At 43.4% G+C, this 17,639-nt stretch carries 14 protein-coding genes and 1 riboswitch; of the genes, 7 read left to right on the top strand and 7 right to left on the bottom strand.

Annotated elements, in window-relative coordinates; genetic code table 11:
* Nucleotides 1–40: 40 nt before the first annotated feature.
* Nucleotides 41–958, bottom strand: coding sequence for a GntR family transcriptional regulator YhfZ (gene yhfZ, locus V5G21_RS12725; RefSeq protein ID WP_011245526.1), 918 nt, complete (start codon nt 956–958; stop codon nt 41–43).
* Between the two features lie 313 nt (nt 959–1,271).
* Between yhfZ and V5G21_RS12720 the strand changes: the two genes are divergently transcribed.
* Nucleotides 1,272–2,327 carry an acyltransferase family protein gene (locus V5G21_RS12720; protein WP_041823603.1) on the top strand — a complete coding sequence of 352 codons (1,056 nt, stop codon included), beginning with the start codon at nt 1,272–1,274 and terminating at the stop codon, nt 2,325–2,327.
* Nucleotides 2,328–2,518: 191 nt separating this feature from the next.
* Here the strand turns inward: V5G21_RS12720 and tenA are convergent, their stop codons facing one another.
* Nucleotides 2,519–3,190 carry a thiaminase II gene (gene tenA, locus V5G21_RS12715; protein ID WP_011245524.1) on the bottom strand — a complete coding sequence of 224 codons (672 nt, stop codon included), beginning with the start codon at nt 3,188–3,190 and terminating at the stop codon, nt 2,519–2,521.
* 3 nt (nt 3,191–3,193) lie between these two features.
* Nucleotides 3,194–4,471, bottom strand: a complete 1,278-nt coding sequence (locus V5G21_RS12710; RefSeq protein WP_011245523.1) for an acetylornithine deacetylase — start codon at nt 4,469–4,471, stop codon at nt 3,194–3,196.
* Nucleotides 4,472–4,536: 65 nt separating this feature from the next.
* A riboswitch (TPP riboswitch) is annotated at nt 4,537–4,645 on the bottom strand.
* 87 nt (nt 4,646–4,732) lie between these two features.
* Here V5G21_RS12710 and V5G21_RS12705 point away from each other — a divergent pair.
* The 3 genes from V5G21_RS12705 (at nt 4,733) to V5G21_RS12695 (ending at nt 8,577) form a co-directional block, all read left to right on the top strand.
* Entirely contained in the window at nt 4,733–6,325 is a 1,593-nt protein-coding gene (locus tag V5G21_RS12705) for an ATP-binding protein (RefSeq protein ID WP_011245522.1), read from the top strand.
* A 51-nt stretch (nt 6,326–6,376) separates the two neighbouring features.
* The gene (locus V5G21_RS12700; protein WP_338464803.1) at nt 6,377–7,099 is read left to right on the top strand and encodes a response regulator; all 723 of its coding nucleotides are present in this window, start codon (nt 6,377–6,379) and stop codon (nt 7,097–7,099) included.
* A 152-nt stretch (nt 7,100–7,251) separates the two neighbouring features.
* Nucleotides 7,252–8,577 (top strand): CitMHS family transporter, encoded by a 1,326-nt coding sequence (locus V5G21_RS12695; protein WP_338464802.1) that lies wholly within the window; start codon nt 7,252–7,254, stop codon nt 8,575–8,577.
* On the opposite strand, the gene V5G21_RS12690 is transcribed toward V5G21_RS12695, so the two are convergent.
* Both V5G21_RS12690 and V5G21_RS12685 read right to left on the bottom strand, forming a co-directional pair.
* The gene (locus V5G21_RS12690) at nt 8,557–10,290 is read right to left on the bottom strand and encodes an IS1182 family transposase (protein WP_338464801.1); all 1,734 of its coding nucleotides are present in this window, start codon (nt 10,288–10,290) and stop codon (nt 8,557–8,559) included. The two genes, V5G21_RS12695 and V5G21_RS12690, sit on opposite strands and share 21 nt — an antisense overlap.
* A 346-nt stretch (nt 10,291–10,636) precedes the next feature.
* Nucleotides 10,637–10,768, bottom strand: a complete 132-nt coding sequence (locus V5G21_RS12685) for a hypothetical protein (protein WP_257006176.1) — start codon at nt 10,766–10,768, stop codon at nt 10,637–10,639.
* Between the two features lie 256 nt (nt 10,769–11,024).
* On the opposite strand from V5G21_RS12685, the gene V5G21_RS12680 reads away from it, so the two are divergent.
* From V5G21_RS12680 to V5G21_RS12670, 3 genes are read left to right on the top strand one after another with little or no spacing between them, the layout of a single operon-like run.
* Nucleotides 11,025–12,272 (top strand): ABC transporter substrate-binding protein, encoded by a 1,248-nt coding sequence (locus tag V5G21_RS12680; RefSeq protein WP_095236700.1) that lies wholly within the window; start codon nt 11,025–11,027, stop codon nt 12,270–12,272.
* Nucleotides 12,273–12,318: 46 nt separating this feature from the next.
* Entirely contained in the window at nt 12,319–13,215 is an 897-nt protein-coding gene (locus V5G21_RS12675) for a carbohydrate ABC transporter permease (protein WP_035205551.1), read from the top strand.
* A 12-nt stretch (nt 13,216–13,227) separates the two neighbouring features.
* Nucleotides 13,228–14,058 carry a carbohydrate ABC transporter permease gene (locus V5G21_RS12670; protein WP_011245517.1) on the top strand — a complete coding sequence of 277 codons (831 nt, stop codon included), beginning with the start codon at nt 13,228–13,230 and terminating at the stop codon, nt 14,056–14,058.
* A 256-nt stretch (nt 14,059–14,314) separates the two neighbouring features.
* On the opposite strand, the gene V5G21_RS12665 is transcribed toward V5G21_RS12670, so the two are convergent.
* Together V5G21_RS12665 and V5G21_RS12660 are read right to left on the bottom strand one after the other, a co-directional pair.
* Entirely contained in the window at nt 14,315–14,701 is a 387-nt protein-coding gene (locus tag V5G21_RS12665; protein ID WP_073305685.1) for a hypothetical protein, read from the bottom strand.
* Nucleotides 14,702–15,294: 593 nt separating this feature from the next.
* Nucleotides 15,295–17,604, bottom strand: a complete 2,310-nt coding sequence (locus V5G21_RS12660) for a glycoside hydrolase domain-containing protein (protein ID WP_073305682.1) — start codon at nt 17,602–17,604, stop codon at nt 15,295–15,297.
* Between the last annotated feature and the right edge of the window lie 35 nt (nt 17,605–17,639).

Here is a 17,639-nt window from a genome sequence, read left to right as displayed (position 1 = left end):
AATGTACATTTTTTTGTATATTGAATGTGAAGGAAAGTTCCTAATAAGAAGGAATGATCTTCCCTTCAACGACTTGCTTCTGGATCGTTAACAGTTCTTGTTTGTCTATTAATCCTAACAAATAAGAAATCGTTTGTTTATCTCCATGGGCCACAAGCGCCGTTTCACTAATCTCCTGCGAGTTTCTGACTGCAAGAGAAGAAGTAAGTTCTTTTGCATAAAGTGTCGGGCGCTGCACTTCATCTGCATTCCACACGGTCGCATCGATCAATCCAGCTTCTAGACTTTGCAGCAAGTGCATGTACGTCGTTTCTACAAATGTTACCTTCTTTCCTTGTGCTTCCGCTTCAGCTAACGTTCTTTGGTCAGCCGATTTTGAGTCAATACCGATTCTCATGCCATCTTCAATTTCGGTTTTGTCGCTGTCAGCAAAATAGATTTTATGCTTGCTGACGTAAGATTGGGCGCCTAGTCTTTTTTCAATCGTGATGTTTGCCTTTTCTACGGCATTTTTGGCAGCCATAAACGAAACAACGGCAAAATCATAACGTCCTTCTTTGACTCCTTCAAGGCGCGGGTTGCTTCCTCTCATGAAGGCAAGGTTTAAGCGAATGCCCATGTTATGGAAAACAGTCGTCAGAGCGGTCGCCAAGCCTTCGTATTTTTTTGAGTACGGCAAAGGCATAACCGCCGTAATCGTGTTGACACCAGCAAACTCCAATAATTTCGAGACATCTTTCTGTAACAGGAATGTGCCCAAGTGACCACGGGATAAAAGCTCAATCGCCTTCGCTTCTTCCAGTATTTTTAAAGAACTTTGTATAGTGCCTCGTCCTACATTTAGTTCTTGTGCTAAAGATTCGACTTTCGGAATCCGTTGGCCTTTCTCAATCGTGAGTAACAGGGACGCAACTCTTAGTAATGTTTTCCCTTTTTTTGACAGAAGTGCTTCGTTCATGTTCACCTCCACCAATATACTGTTTTTTGTACAATGAAACATTATCATAGAAAGCGCTTTTACACAAGTGTTTTTGTTAAGATTTCTAACGTACATTTTCTTAGTTGTCATTTTCCTACTATTACAATTCGGTCACACCGCGATTTCAAGTTACGTAACACTCTTCAAAAATTACCGCAAACTACAAGCAAATGACTGCACCACCCTATAGCCCTATGTAAGTTTTGCTCACAAGGTTTTTCGAAAACAGAGGATGTGTATACTAGCATTGTAGAGCCACACCTGGAAGTTGATACAGAAAGGGGTTGCTTTGATGGACAGCCGAATTAAATGGATCGATGCGGCGAAAGGGCTTGGCATTGTTCTTGTTGTCATGAGCCATGCGCCCATCGACGAAACGCTTAAAGCCTTTTTGTTTGCCTTTCATATGCCTTTGTTTTTTTACTTGTCTGGAGCAGTATTTCGTCCTCATTCCATGAGTATTTGGGCCTTTATTAAGAAAAAAGCACGAAGCCTGTTATGGCCATACTTCGTTTTTTCAGCTGCCTCTTATCTCATTTGGTACAGCATGACAAGACATTTTCCTTTCACTGCCGGTGACGACGTCAATCCAATTAATCCGTTTGTCGGCATCTTTTTGTCGACACCTGGGAATTATCAACTTACGTACAACCCGGCCATTTGGTTTCTCACTTGCCTATTTGTTGTCGAATTGCTCTTTTTTCTTTACTATCGCCTGTCTAAAGGAAGATTCATTGCGACGTTTCTCATTGTCGCTGCTATCGCCGGTTACGGGTCGACCATGCTTTCGTTTGCATTGCCTTGGAACATTTTCGTTGCTTTAACGGCGATTGTATTTTACGGCCTTGGCCATTTGACAAAACATTTATGGAAGACGCTCCCATGGTCAAGAGTACTGCTTATTGCCATGCCCTTATTTATATTGGTGTTTTTCGTCCAAGCGTTCAATACAGAGCGTGTTGACATGCGGGCAAATGTACTTGGCGAATTCGGCTACTTTTATTTAGCTGCAATTGCAGGCATCGCCGCCTTTCTTGTGCTCATTCCTAAGCTGCAGCACTCAAAGACACTATTGTTTCTCGGCCAAAACTCGATTGTGATCTTGCTTATCCACTTGCCAATGCTAAACTTTGTCCGCGCTGCCCTTTATTACGGATTTCAAGTTGACTTAAGCACCGCTAACAGTTTGCCTTGGACGTTGTTTTTCACCGTCGTTACGATTGTCCTTGTCGTCCCATTTATCTATTTGTTGCAGAAATACCCATGGCTGCTTGGAAAAGCACCATTGAAAAGGCAGGGGCGGTTGCAGAAGCAACACGCCTTACAAGGAAACGCTGTGCCCCGCTAACAGGGCACAGCGTTTCAGACTGTAGACAAACGCTCGCATACTTCGTCGATTGTCTCGGTCATATGCTCATGAACGCCCGTTCTATTCGCATTTTCCCTCGCCTGCACTCCTCGTCTGACAAGCGTTTTCTATCAGTCTGATGATTTTGTCGACAACCTCCACTATGCCCGCTAACAGGGCACAGCGTTTTTTTAACCGATCGGCCAGTTTTCTTGTTTATAAGCCATATCCCAGAACATATATTCATAGCGGCTCGTATTCATAAAGATCGTTTCAATGCGGTCTAGTTCGGCCTCGCTCTTTTCTGCGGCAAGCTCGTCTAGCTTGGCAATCAGCCAGTCCGCAATTGCGCCAAACTCAGGCGAAGAGTACATTTTCACCCATTCTCCGTATGCCTCATGTTCTGTGGCGCCTGGAATCTTCGCGAGCGCTGTGCCAATTTCATAATAGCTCCAAGCACACGGCAAAATCGCCGCAATGAGCTCGGCAAGGGATCCTTTTTGTGCTTCAGCCATCATCGCGCTGCTATAAGCAAGCGTTACTGGGCCAGGAACTGTCTGTTCCAACTGTTCCTGTGTAATTCCGAGGCGCTTCGCATATGCGCGATGCAGATCCATTTCGCTGTTAAGCGTTTCATCAAGCGCTTTCGCAAAACCAGACATCGTTTCCAAATCAGGTGCCAATACTGTGCCTAGGGCAATGACGCGGGCATACTCAATCAAATATTTATAATCCTGGCACATATAATATTGAAATGCTTCTAGTTCAAGAGTGCCGTGGCCAATTCCTTGGACAAACGGATGATTGTGGCTCGCTTGCCAAATCGGATCAGCGTTTTTACGAATACGTTCTGAAAACTTCATAAGTTATTCTCCCCTTTTTTCGGTATTGCACCATTTATAAATGAAGGCGACAAGCGCTTTCGTATAACGGACGAGTTCATCAATGTCAAGCTGTTCATTCACGCCATGGGCGTGTGCTAATTTCCCAGGCCCATAACAAATCGTCGGCATTCCATATTCGGCCAACCAGCCACCGTCGTTCACGCTAGTTGACATTTCTATTTCCAATGGAGCCTCGAAAACAGTCTGATGGACGGTCTTTAAAACAGATAATGCAGGATGAGCTTCATCGATTGAAAAAGCAGGGAATACTTCCCCTTTGTCTTCAATCATAGAGGCGCCGCCCCAAGTAAAGGTTGGAAGGTGGTCCTTCAACCACACATCCGCTTTAGCTGTAGCAAGAAGATGGGCTTCAATTTCGTTGGCCACTTCTTCGGCAGATTCATTTGGATAAAAATGCACCGTTACCCACAACCTGCATTCATCAGCAATAAACGCTGGATGGCGCCCGCCTTCAATGACAGCTGGATTAATCGTATTGGTTCCAGGCGGAAAACCTGGATACGACTTTGTCACAGCCCAGTGGCGCTCAAGTTCTTGCAAAGCAGCAATCAGTTTAGCCATTTTTTCAATCGCACTAGCTCCCTTTAAGCCGCCACCGGCATGGATCATATTCCGCCGCGTGCCATCATGGTGAGTCGAGTCACTTTTTACGGTAATCCAGCCAGTAATGACACCGCCTTGTCCATGGACACGGCAGTTGCTTGTGTCGGCTACAAGTGCATAATCTGCCGTATAGCCTCGCTCACAACATTGTTTCGTGCCAGCCTCGCCGACTTCTTCGCCTGTAACTGCTTCAAGCAGGACGTCGCCCTTTAGTTCAATGCCATGATCATGCAAAAGACGCAAGGCGAACAAACAAGCGCCAAGCCCGCCTTTCATATCGGCGGCACCACGGCCATACAGCGTCCGTTCTTCTACTCTAGGAGAAAAAGGAGCGTATTTCCATTGGCTTTTTTCTTCCTCTTCGACTGTAGCGACATCGACATGGCCATTTAAAAGGAGGCTATGGTACTTCGTTCTATCTGTGCCTTCTTTCTTTGCCGCGATATTCCAATCGCCTGGGTACGATTCCCACTTATCGACAGCCATCCCCGCAGCACGCAAATAGCCTTCAATATACTGCTGGATATCGGCCGTATTTCGGGCTGGAGGGGCTATGGTCGGATAGGAAATCAAATCAGACACAAGCCGAATGAGCTCCTCTTCCCGTTCTTCCACTTGCTTAAGCAACGATTCCACCTGGTTGTTGTCCTCCTTTTCCACACAAAAAAACCGCTACTTAAAAAAGAAGCGGGTGGCATGTCGAGAAAACGTGCCCGCTTCCCTCCGCTGGTCCGAACCAGATCAGGTGATAAGGGTTAAGGCGTTTGCCTCTCTCAGCTTCCATCATTCGAAGCACCCCTAGCGGTTTTAGTGATTGTTTTGATATACTAACGCTACCATATGTAAGCGCAATCGGCAAGGCTTGATCTTTTATGAACACGATAGGAGATGGCTTTTATGGCTTTTCCACGTAAATTGAAACGCTTGGGTCTTTTTGGGCAAATGACTGCATTAATGGCTATTGTTCTTCTCGTTTCATTGCTGCTTGTAACGGTGTTCTTTTCATCCATTATCGACGGGATGATTGAGCGAACCACGGGAGAAAAAGCACTGGCGGCAGCGGAACTAATCGCTGAACACCCGGACATTATTGATGCGTTTGCCGACCAAAATCCAGCAGCACGGATTCAGCCAATTGCTGAAACATTGCGCAAGCGCACGGGCGCTGATTATGTTGTTATTGCCAATACGGAAGGGATTCGGTATTCTCATCCTCATGAAAACCAAATTGGCCAGAAGACAGAAACAAGCAACGAAGCGCCTCTTGCCGGCAAATCAACCGTTTTTATTGGCAATGGAATTCTTGGCGAGGCTGTAAAAGCCAAAACGCCGATTTTCAACAGAGAAGGAAACATTATCGGCGTTTCATCAGTTGGTTTTCTAACGACTGAAATTAAGGATGACATTCTTTTTTACCAACTGCGCGTTGCTGGCTTTGGCGGTTTAGCCCTCTTGATTGGCATTCCCGGCGCACTCTATATCGCTAGACGCGTCAAAAAACTTATCTTCGGGTTAGAACCGGAGGAAATCTCGCGCGCCTTTTCGGAAAAACAAGCAATTCTCGAATCGGTAGGGGACGCAACGCTGGCAGTTGGCCCCGATCTCCAGATTCTTTCAGCAAATAAACGTGCACGAGTAATTTTAGGGAGCCATGTGGATGGCGAATTAACTGAACCTCAATTGCAAGCGTTTATTAAACAAGCTGCTGAAAACCCGGAAAAGATGACCCAACAGAGGCTATTAATCGCTAACACTCTTTATATTGTGGATGCGGCGCCAATTTTAGCTAAACATGCAGCAATCGGCTTTGTGTTGACGATCCGCCCGTTTTCAGAAGTAGAGGACCTGGCAAATGAATTGTTGGAGATTAAGCAACATACCGAACATATGCGAGCGCAAACCCATGAATACTTGAATAAGCTTAATACATTAAATGGCTTATTGCTGCTTGAGAAATACGAAGAAGCAAAAGCGTTTATGAAAGCGGAAGTAACAGAGTTGCAAGAAACAGTCACCTTCCTCATGGCTTCTGTGAAAGACCCGCTTATTGTCGCAGCTTTGCTTGGCAAAGTAAACCGTGCCAAAGAAATGAAAGCAGCCCTTACATTTGCAGAAGGAAGCACTTGGCTCGATTATCCTGCGACAATCAAAAGCGACCATGTTGTGACTGTCATCGGCAACTTAATTGACAATGCCTTAGAGGCGGCTGTTGCTCACCAAGGAGCAAACGCCCATGTCCATATTGCTTTTACCGATTTTGGGAATGATATGATTATGGATATTGAAGACAACGGCAAGGGTATGACCCCTAAAGAAGAAGCGCACTATTTGGAAACAGGGGCAACAAGCAAAAGCGAGGGCCAGCACGGCCTTGGTTTAACCATCATGCAACACGCCCTTCACCAGCTTCATGGCACTTGGTTCATGGCCGAACGCCCTGGGGGCGGCATGCGTATGACGATTGCTATACCTAAACATAAAAGACTGTAAATCATACAATGCATCTTTATAAGGAAACAAATCAGAGGAGCGAATCAAACTATGCAAACCCCTTCCATCGGCGTGCTGATTGTTGAAGATGATCCAGTCGCCGCTTCTGTTTACGAACAATTGATTCAAAGCAAACTAGATTTTACGATTGTTGGAAAAGCGGAAACAGCGAAAGCGACAAAACAGCTTCTCCAAGTCATTACGCCAGATTTAGTGTTGCTCGACGTTCAATTGCCCGACGCTAACGGCATCGACTTGCTGTTTCACATTAAGCAACTTGACCATCATGTCGACGTCATCCTTATTACTGCCTCTAACGATGCCCAAACAGTAGGAGAGGCCAAACGAGGAGGCGCATTTAGCTATATGCTAAAACCAATTATTGTAGATCGTTTTTTCCAAACACTTGAGGAATACAAAGCAGCGAGAACGAAAGGCAAGCCGAAAAGTACCGATGCCGAAAGAGACATTCAACGTTTGTTCCACCATGATAAAACGGGCCAACCGGCTTCCAATGTTGGCCTGCGTACGTCTGGGCCACTCCCAAAGGGAATTGACAAGCATACGTTAAAAAACGTGGAAAAAGCACTCGTACATATTACTGAAAGTGAAAGCCTAAACGCTGAGCAAGTCGGCAAACGCATTGGCACTAGCCACTCCACAGCAAGACGGTATCTCGAATACCTTGTTTCGATCGGCGCTGTCAAAGTGGATGTCGTTTATGGACATGTGGGCCGGCCAGAACGGCGCTATAAGCAAGCAGCACGCAAATAAGCGGCTTGCTTTTTTTCTACGACTGCCGAGAATGAAAAAAATGAAAATAATAGCCACTTATGCAAAAAACGCAAGTAAACTATCGCTTTCGCACCTTCCTTGCTACATTAATAAAAAAGAAAGCGGTTTCAGTAAGGAAGGGGAGAATGTCTATGCTTGCAGTTTTAGGCTACAGCATGATTGTTGTTTTTATGGCTTTAATTATGACGAAACGAATGTCAGCTTTGCTTGCATTAATAATTGTTCCAATTGCATTTGCCTTAATTGGCGGCTTTTATTTGGGCATCGGCGAAATGATGTTGGACGGCATTTCACAAGTTGCTCCTACTGGTGTCATGCTCGTATTCGCCATCCTTTTTTTCGGCATCATGATCGATGCCGGTTTGTTTGATCCCATTGTCAATTTGATTTTGCGTGTTGTCAAAGGCGATCCGCTAAAGATTGCGATTGGCACGGTTTGCTTGGCATCGCTTGTTGCTTTGGACGGTGATGGCACGACTACATTTATTATTACCGTGACGGCGATGCTTCCATTATACAAAAAGCTTAAAATGAACTTGTATATGTTAGCGACTTTGGCGCTTCTCTCGATTGGCGTTATGAATATGACGCCTTGGGGCGGACCAACTACCCGGGTAATCAGTTCATTGCAGTTAACGACAGAAGAAGTTTTCTTGCCGTTGATCCCAGTAATGGCATTCGGGATTGTTTTCGCTTTACTTGTTGCTATTTATTTTGGCTTGAAGGAACGCAAACGCCTTGGCATCCAGCAAATTGGCGAACCAACTGCTGTAGATATCCATGCTTCGGAAAGCCAAGTCGCCGCTGCTGTTGCGAGCGAAAACGAACTAAAGTCATTGCAACGTCCGCGCCTTATTTGGGTAAATGCCTTCTTAACTGTTGCTTTGCTTGTTGCTTTAGTTGCCGGAGTGCTTCCACTCCCGGTACTGTTTATGATCGCCTTTGCTATTGCAACTATGATTAATTATCCGAACCTAACGGAACAAAAAGAACGTATAGTGGCTCACGCCGGCAATGTCCTTTCTGTTGTCGCTCTCGTGTTTGCGTCAGGCATTTTTACAGGCATTATGAATGGAACAGAGATGGTCGATGCGATGGCAACCTCACTCGTTAACATTATTCCGGAAGAGCTTGGTACGCAACTGCTGCTCATTACGGCTTTAACAAGTATCCCATTTACGTACTTTATGGCCAATGACCCGTACTATTTCGGCATTGTTCCTATTATTGCTGAAACGGCAAATAATTACCAAATTCCCATTGCCGAAATTGCCAGGGCTTCTGTCTTGAGCCAACCAACTCACGTACTAAGCCCGTTGTACGCTGCTGGCTATCTCCTTGTTGGGATGCTTGGCATTGACTATGGGCAAAATCAACGCTTTGCTCTAAAATGGGGCCTCGGCTCAACCCTGTTTATGGTTTTAGCAGCCATCTTGTTAGGCGTCATTTCTATTTAAGGGAAAATGCAAAGAGGTTGTCCCAAAAGCCTTTAAAATGAAGAAGGGGAGTCGAGATCTGACTTGATCTCGACTCCCCTTTATTTGGATGGATCGGTATTTCGGTGAATGATGGCGGGCAAGGCCCGCCATTTTCTTCAGATTGAGGGCCAACCCCAGCCAACCAAGCTCCACCGTCACCTTTTCCAACCCGCGAAGGTGGAATCGTCGAAACCCGAGATTTTGTTTGGCATGCCCAAATACACTCTCGACGTCCGTTTTTCTTTGCGCGTAGAGTGTGGCTCCTCTTTCACTATGTAGTTTGGCCGCTTCTTTGGCTTTGAGCTCCTCGTAGACAGGGTTGTAATGAATTTGGCGAGGCCCCTTGCCCCTCGTACAGTCCGCTTTGAACGGACACCCCTCACAGGACTCGCATTCATACATCTTGAAGTCGCGCTTAAACCCATATCGGTCGGTACGTCGGCTATAGGCTTTAAAGGCGACCTTCCGGTTGTTTGGGCACCAATAGACATCCTCGTGTTCGTCATACCACCAGTTATACGGATGGTAGGCTTGCTTTGGGAAGGATCGTTTTTGTTCTTGGCGATAGGTGTTGTAGGGAATGAGCGATGTGACCGTTTCTTGCTCTTCCATGTAAAGATAATTGCTTTCACTTCCGTAGCCTGCATCGGCAATGAACCAGTTTGGCAAAGGCAGACCTGTCGCTTTAAAGTGCTCAAAATGCGGGATCAAACAACGGGTATCGGTTGGGTTTTGGTGAACCGTGTAGTGAAGAATGAATTGGTTTTGAGTAGCCACTTGCCAGTTATACCCTGCCTTGAGTTGCCCATTGTTCATGTGATCGTCTTTCATCCGCATGAACGTGGCATCTGGGTCGGTTTTAGAAAAGCTGTTGCGCTCGCCAAAGAGGCCCATCTGTTCTTCGTATTTTTCCAAACGAGGAAGATGGTCTTTCGTTAAGCTTCGGTAGGCCTTTCGTAGTGGCTTGCTCGCTTCTTGGTAGGTCCGTTTTTCTTCTTTGGATGGGGCTACTGCGATTGCTTGGTCCATCGCATTCAGTTCCTTTTCCACCTTTGTGACGACGTCTTGAAGACGTTTGTGGCTGATCCGTTGCCGTTCAAACGTGGCATCTTCCTGCTTGAAGGTTTCGGTATCCAACGCAATCGCTTCTTGGATGACCTCTAACGTTTCCTCGATTTTCATTTGAAGCTTCTCTTCGTGGGAAAGCGTGCTCTTTTTCCAAACGAACGAGTATTTATTGGCGTTCGCTTCGATTTTGGTGCCATCGAGAAAATACGCCTCCAAGTCGACATAGCCTTCCTCGATTAGGAGATGCGTCATTTCGGTATACAGGCCTTCCATCAACGATTGGAAACGTTCTGAGCGAAAGCGATTGATCGTCCGAAAGTTCGGGGCTTGTCCAGCAGCGAGCCACATCATCGGCAGGTTTTCTTTGAGGGCTTGTCCCATGGCTCGGCACGAGAACCAACGTTGCGTATACGCATATAGCACAATCTTTGTCATCATTTTCGGATGATAGGCGGGTCTGCCTCCACCTTCATACGCGCGAACAAAGAAATCGTCATCCAACCCATCCACCACGTCACTGACCACACGCGCGACATGATGTTCGGGGATAAGATCGGAAAAATCCATAGGCAGATAGAGTTGATTCATGGTATACTCTTGGAAAGTGACCTTTGGGTTACGCAAAAAAAATCGCCTGCTTTCGTTTGAATTTTGGTAGTGGTACCTTCATTTTAAACGATTGGGCGGTTTTTTTGTGCTTTTTTATCTAAATGCAAAAAAGCCAACCCAAAAGGTCATTTATCTATGACCTTTTGGGACAGCTCCTTTTTGTGTAATTAGCCCCGATGGTTTGCATAGAAACGATTCGCTCGTTCACGTTTGGGTTAAAAGTGGCAAGCAGATAACATGACCACCATTAACAAAGGGAAAAGCACACAACTACCTTGAGATTTTCCCACTATCTATTATCCTCTTCTTCCTCCTTTAATTCAGGAAAATTCTCAATCATTGATCGAACATCTTTAACAAACTATTCCTCTGTATATTGACCATCCGCATGTTTTAAAATATCCAGTTTGCCACAAATAATCTTCATGATTCCCTTTGCGTGCTCTTCTTTCAAGCCGTTTACTTTATCAATCATCTTATCCAACTCAAGCATTCAATCATTACTCCTTCCGCTTCCTCTACACCTAATATTAACATACCACCAATTCGTTTTTATAGATGAAGGCCCATCCTTGCTATACGAGCGCTTTTAAGGAATGGTTTTGTTCCAACTTGTTATTGTCAAAAATAAACATGTATTATTTATTGAAAATACAGTATAGTATAATCTACATTTATATTTTCATTGGTTTCAACTATTTTGTAAGCGCTGTCATACATGCCAATGATCCTTAGAAGGAGGTTCCACCATGAAACGTCTTTTCCTGTTTTTCAGTGTGTCGCTCCTTGTTTGTTCTAGTTGTCAATTTGCCCCTATGTCAGGCGAGTCTAAACCGGTCATTACACTTTGGTATTGGAACCGTAGCCTGAGTGATGATGTGATTACGAAAGCGCAAGAAGCCTTTCCTCATGTGACGATTGATGCCCAAAAGATCGGCGGAGATGAATACAAGACGAAGTTGCATACGGCACTCATTGCGGGGAGGGGGCCTGACATTGTCGCCATGAATGACTGGGCCTATGAGTATATCGCTTACGCCGAAGAGTTTGTCAATTTGCTGGATTATGGCGCAGATCAATTAGAGCAGGAGTACTTGGATTGGAAATGGCAGGCTGTACAAGACCCAGAAACCGGTGCGCTCATTGCCCTGCCGATAGACACTGGCCCAACTGCCCTTTATTACCGAGCAGACTTATTTGAGGAAGCGGGATTGCCTACCGAACCCGATGAAGTGCATGCCCAATTGCAGACATGGGAGGATTATATCGAGGCGGGCATTCAAATGAAAGAAACAACAGGTGTCCATATGTTTGAATCGATTACAAAACCTTATTTGCAAGTGATTGAGCAGCAATCAGACAAATACTTTGCTGAAGACGGCACTTACATCGGCGATGGAGAAGCGATTCAATATGCTTGGAATACAGCAGTCCGCATCCACGAAGAAGGCCTGTCTGCACGTCTGACAGAAGGGCAAGAAGTCAATGCCGCTTTAAACGGGGGCGATGTTGCTTCACGGGTAGGAGCAGTTTGGGAATCGCAAATTTTACAGGATGCTGCTCCTGATACAGCAGGGAAATGGCGTGTTACGAGAGCCCCTGGCGGAGACGGCAATAACGGTGGTTCCTTTATTGGCGTTCTTGATAGCTCCGCCCACAAAGATGAGGCAGTGGCGATTACAAAATGGCTTGTATCACCAGATGCCCAGCTCGACCATTTTTTAGACGTCAATCTTTTTCCTTCTGCGATTGAGACGCTTGAGTCAGAGCTTTTGCGTGAACCTGATCCTTTTTATGGCGACCAAGTAGTAGCGGATGTTTTTGTTGAGTCGGCGAAAAACGTCCCTCCTACTTTCTATGGAGAACATTACGGCAAGTTTCGCACGATTTTTAATGATGAGATGGTGCTGATCGATCGAGCCAATAAGAATCCAGAGAAGGCTTGGGAGGATGCACAGAAGAAAGCGCAACGGGAACTGTCAAGAATCGATCAATAAGGAGGAATACGCGATGATCACTAAACCACAAACAGAACTCGATGAGATGCTCCGTCAATATAAGCCTTCTCTTTGGGCTGAAATATGGAAAAAACGCACCCTCTATCTGTTCATCTCTCCTTTCTTTCTTTTATTTGCGGTCTTTGGCATTTTTCCAATCTTCTATTCCTTGTATCTGTCTTTCCACAGTTGGTCTGGATTAGGCGAAAAGACATTTGTCGGCCTGTCCCAATTTCAATATTTGCTTGGCGATGCTGAGTTCTGGCAAGCTGTCGGAAACACATTTGCGATTTGGTTCCTCTCAAGCATTCCTATGTTGTTCTTTGCTTTAGTTATCGCTTTCTTACTTAATCTCCCTTCCCTCAAAGGGAGGAGCACCTACCAAACGATGTTCTTTATCACGAATGTCACCTCCATTGTTGCCGTAGCGATTATCTTCGAAACGATTTTCAGCAACCAATACGGCTTAATGAACTACTTGCTCTCACTCATTGGCATCGCGCCTCTCGAATGGCTGAACTCAGGTTTCTTAGTGAAAGTCGTCATCGCCTCCATGGTTGTTTGGCGGTTTGTCGGCTATAATGCGATCATTTATTTAGCTGGCTTGCAAAATATCCCAAAAACCCTTTATGAAGCTGCCATAATTGATGGAGCCAATAAAACGCAAATTTTCTTTCGCATTACCATTCCTTTACTGCGCCCAATCATTTTGTTTACGGTCATCATGACAACAATCGGCTCGATGCAAATTTTTACCGAGCCGCAAATATTACTAGGCAATTCTGGCGGTGTTGGCGGAGCTGGCATGACGATGACACTTTATATGTATAATGAAGGATTTTTAAATAACCAATTTGGTTATGCTTCGGCAGTTTCATGGGCCATGTTCATCATCATCGCCTTGTTCTCCCTTATTAATTGGAAACTAGTCCAGAAAGCATAAGGAGGAAATCAGATGGCATCCGATAAATTTCTCACGAAAGCATTAACCCATTTTGTCTTGCTTATTGGCGTCATTATCTCGATTTTCCCGTTTTACTGGCTAGTCGTCATGGCCACGAATACAACAAGCGATATTTTAAGATTTCCTCCAAAACTGACTTTCGGCCATGAACTGTTTACAAATGTGAAGAATGTGCTGGCTTCGATTGACTTTTACCAAGCTTTTTTTAACACGTTATTTGTGTCAACCATCACGGTCATTGGCGTGTTATTCTTTTGTTCCCTTGCCGGATTTACATTCGCGAAATTTCGTTTTCCAGGAAAAAACATGCTGTTCACTGCTTTGCTGTTAACGATGATGATTCCTTCACAAATGAGCTTTGTCCCGTCTTTCCTGCTGATTGCCGAGTTTGGCTGGGTCGATTCGTACAAAGCGTTGATCATTCCTGGCCTCGCCAGTGCGTTTGGAATCTTTTGGATCCGCCAATTCTGCCAGGACGCGGTTCCTGACGAATTGCTTGAAGCAGGAAGATTGGATGGCTGCAACACGTTCCGCCTATACTGGAATGTAGCGCTGCCCTCGTTGCGGCCAGCGCTGACCTTTCTCGGCATCTTTACATTCATCGGTGTCTGGAATGACTATTTATGGCCGCTCGTTACGATTAACTCACCAAGCCGTTATACACTACAAGTCATGCTCGCACAACTAAATGGGGTGTATGACACCGATTACGCGATCATCATGACAGGCACATTGATGGCGACATTGCCACTCATTGTCTTATTCATCATTTTCAGCAAGCAATTTATGAAAGGTGTCGCGGAAGGAGCTGTGAAGGAGTAAGGTACACCTTCGTACCTAATGCGAGAATTACCATTCCTCGAATTTAACGCGTGCGAAAGGGAAATATTTACGGCCTTCCTTTAGATTGAAGACAATGGGAAGGCCGTTTTTTTGAGTACAGAGGGTAGGTTGCGAAAACTTGAATAGAATACTACCTCAAGATCAATAAATTTCCGTAAGTAAAGGCCTAATCGACTCTACCTTCAACCAAAAATATTCCAATTTTTCGAAGATCTTCTTGTCCTGAATACACGTTTTACGTCCATCCTAACCTAGCTGCGACCATCTCTATAAAATCGTTTTTATAATTTTGAGCTGTATTTCTATGCATATTCAGCTCTATTGCAATTCCTTCCCAAGTCAGATTCTTTTGACTCCAATACCTAAGTTCAATCACTTTTTGTTGATCTTTAGTCGCTTCATTATAGGTCTCATTAATGGCATCTATAATATCTTGCATTTTACGGGCCCTTTTATTATAGAAAGCAACTGTTAGACTTTTTCTTGGTATGTGGTTCCTGTCCTCACCCTCACACTCCATATACATTTTTGTTAACTCTTTTTTAGTTTCTTTAATAGTCTTAATCTCATTTTCAATATGCTTTATAGTCCCACTCTTTAATTTCATGTTCGAAGTATTCATTTCTAGAACAACTCCTTTGTATATTAAATAGGAACACCTGTTCCTATAATACATAACTCTTACGTTAAAATCAACCTATTATAAAAGTCTTTATCGTTGTTACTTACGCTAGGGAGGTATAGAATATATGTAATATGTAATGGCTTGAAACCAGAGGTAGAACTTTTTCTATTTTAATATATTTAATTCTTTTAATTCTTTCGGTATCATGTTTATAGCCTAAAAATACCATGAATCTATCATTGGTTTTACAAACTAATTTTTGTTAAAATCCTTTTGAAGGATAGTGATAATTTGTCTAATCTAAGTAAACAAAATGAGATAAGAAGAAAGCTAAATCTTATTATTTTAATAACTGTCATTCCTTTATCTATTACACCATTTTTGTATATCGAATTGCTCCGTTCTACACTATATTTTTACTTACCCTATCTTTTGTTGATTTTAATCTTTTTAAATAACAATAAAAAACACAGAATCATTATGCTCATTGTAGGGGCACCATTATTTTTATATACGTTGTGGGTAGTTTTACTACTTCTGATTCTGTTCTTTACTTGGAGATAAAAAACATGGCCCGAAAGCCATGTTTTTTAATCCTCTTTATCAAGCCACTCTGCACAAACATCTCTAAATGCTTGCGCAACACTGTCCGCCTCGTTATCTGTCCAATCAGATACATTAAATGCAGATTTAAATTGGCTTCGCGCAAAAGCAATTGCAGGCTGCGAAGTTGTTAAATACCTTTTCGCCTCGTTATAGAACTGTTCCCTATTATAATCAAATCGTGCGCGAGCAGCTGCTTTAAACCTACGTCTGTAGCCTAAACGATAATAGGTATCCATTTCTTCGAATAGATTTGAGGTTCTATCATTCATATCTAAGGCCCTACCAATATTGATTGCATCCATATCTCCCAATAAATCCTCTAATGGGAATGTTCCTGCCGCATCCGATGTATGACCAATATAATGTCTTGCTGCGCTATACACTGAAGTGAAATTCCCATTTTTGTAAGCATCTTTTGCATTATCTACTACGGTAATCAAATCCCCTAACCAACCTGCAAAATCTGAAAGTGATGCCGTAAAATCGCCAATAATGAATGTTTTTTGGAATAATATTGCATTAAGCGTTGCAGCCATATGCATAAAATCCATATCCGTCCCTGTAACTGGATCATAGAGAACAGGGAAACTTGACGGCTTGCCAAAACGTCTTTCCGCTGTCTCTACAAAAGTAGAATCAATGGCACCAGCTATAGGAGTCCAAACGCTTGAATTATAATTTTCGCTTCTTAGATAATTTAATACTAAGATGTTGGCTATTCGATTGTCCCCGTCTGAATTTTCATAAGAAAAATTATATAATTCTCTCAATTTTTCAATGAACGGTTTATTGTATTGAACATAATCATTAACTTCTGGACTTTCAACACTATGATCTTTAGCATTCACTCCTCTATCCCTATTTGAAACAATTAGGTTGTCGATCGCTAATCTACCTGACCCAGAACCAATAAAATGTTCTTTCACTTGGTTGAATGCCCAATTCAACGGTAAGACATGACCTTTATTTCCAAAAAATCCTGTAGACATACCACTTACGAAACTATATACAGTTAAATTTTGATTCATTAAAACTGTACAAGCATAACGTGGCCCATAAACACCAATCCGATAAGATGCACCTGCATTACGATTTCTTCGAATTTCCTCATTAACGCCATCAAAATATGGGATAATATGGCTATTTATTTGACTAAGAGACACGTCAAAATCAACCGCAAAATAAATGACTGTTTCATATGGAAATTTCAAAGCTGTAGCAGCTCTTACTGCATCTCTTGCATCAATAATACCTTGGTTGTAAGAAAACCATTCAACATTGTCCGCAAAACGCTGATAGATAGGAAACACCCGGAATCCATTGCTAAACAATGTGTTTAATTCAGCAGATGAAAGCGCAAATGACCCCGTTAAATATCGCCCAACCATTTCCCGCCCGTCTGCTTTTAGAGTCTCTGCTCTAGAGTGGGTAATGGTATTTGATGTATCTATTCCTTTCCCCTTAACATCTGGATTTCCTGTGCTAACTAACAAAGACATCCATGTGTTAAGATCGACTATACCATTCTGAGGGAGCATATGAAATCCTTGAAATGCTTTTAACCTTGTTTGCATAGCTTCATCAAATGTTCCATTGAAATTCCCCGGATGGTAATTGTTAACGTACATAGCATACTGTACTAATCGGACATGATTTACACGACTATCTCCTAATTTAATTGTTGGTGTAGCAGCTTTTGTTCCTTCTCCAAAATGCCCATTGGCACCTGCCACGTTGCTTTCAATTTGCAAGCCATATATTAAAGCAGTATTTGTATCTCGTGAATAATTTCCATCCGCTGGAAGGATACCTGTATATTTATAATACTTTCCATTCAAATAACGTTGCATATCTACGACATTCTCATCTGCTGAAGGACCTACCGCTCGATAAGCATCCATCCTCAACATGGCTTTAAAAATGTCAGGGTCTACAATTCCATTTACAGGTACTCCAGCTTCTTCCTGCATTTTCCGAACACCTGCAGCGGTTCCTGGACCAAACTTGCCTGTAAATCCCCCTGGACTATACCCTTTACACCACATAGCTCCTTGTAAAATCCATACAAATTCATGTTCATCGCCTTCTCGTAGCGTTGGACATAACCTATAGGTCGTGGGACCAAATGAATTGACTGGATTCTCTATACCTAATTCGATTTGAAGAGCACGAGTTAAAGCATACATGATCTCCCAACTGGTACGTCCATTTTCTTCAACGGGACTTCCAAAATTAGGTCTATGAGCATAATTGACATTAACGAACTTTTGAACTTGCAACACCATTTCATCCATATTAACAGCTCCTTAATAAGCAAATATATCCTTTT

Source organism: Shouchella rhizosphaerae (assembly GCF_036700015.1).
GTDB classification, from domain to species: Bacteria; Bacillota; Bacilli; order Bacillales; family Bacillaceae_D; genus Shouchella; species Shouchella rhizosphaerae.
Note: the sequence above shows the minus strand (reverse complement) of the source record. Positions and strands in the feature narration are given on the sequence as shown.

Coding starts and splice junctions, on each gene's coding strand:
- yhfZ (WP_011245526.1), bottom strand. CDS start 958: ATGAACGAAGCACTTCTGTCAAAAAAAGGGAAAACATTACTAAGAGTT.
- V5G21_RS12720 (WP_041823603.1), top strand. CDS start 1,272: ATGGACAGCCGAATTAAATGGATCGATGCGGCGAAAGGGCTTGGCATT.
- tenA (WP_011245524.1), bottom strand. CDS start 3,190: ATGAAGTTTTCAGAACGTATTCGTAAAAACGCTGATCCGATTTGGCAA.
- V5G21_RS12705 (WP_011245522.1), top strand. CDS start 4,733: ATGGCTTTTCCACGTAAATTGAAACGCTTGGGTCTTTTTGGGCAAATG.
- V5G21_RS12700 (WP_338464803.1), top strand. CDS start 6,377: ATGCAAACCCCTTCCATCGGCGTGCTGATTGTTGAAGATGATCCAGTC.
- V5G21_RS12695 (WP_338464802.1), top strand. CDS start 7,252: ATGCTTGCAGTTTTAGGCTACAGCATGATTGTTGTTTTTATGGCTTTA.
- V5G21_RS12685 (WP_257006176.1), bottom strand. CDS start 10,768: ATGCTTGAGTTGGATAAGATGATTGATAAAGTAAACGGCTTGAAAGAA.
- V5G21_RS12680 (WP_095236700.1), top strand. CDS start 11,025: ATGAAACGTCTTTTCCTGTTTTTCAGTGTGTCGCTCCTTGTTTGTTCT.
- V5G21_RS12675 (WP_035205551.1), top strand. CDS start 12,319: ATGCTCCGTCAATATAAGCCTTCTCTTTGGGCTGAAATATGGAAAAAA.
- V5G21_RS12670 (WP_011245517.1), top strand. CDS start 13,228: ATGGCATCCGATAAATTTCTCACGAAAGCATTAACCCATTTTGTCTTG.
- V5G21_RS12665 (WP_073305685.1), bottom strand. CDS start 14,701: ATGAATACTTCGAACATGAAATTAAAGAGTGGGACTATAAAGCATATT.
- V5G21_RS12660 (WP_073305682.1), bottom strand. CDS start 17,604: ATGGATGAAATGGTGTTGCAAGTTCAAAAGTTCGTTAATGTCAATTAT.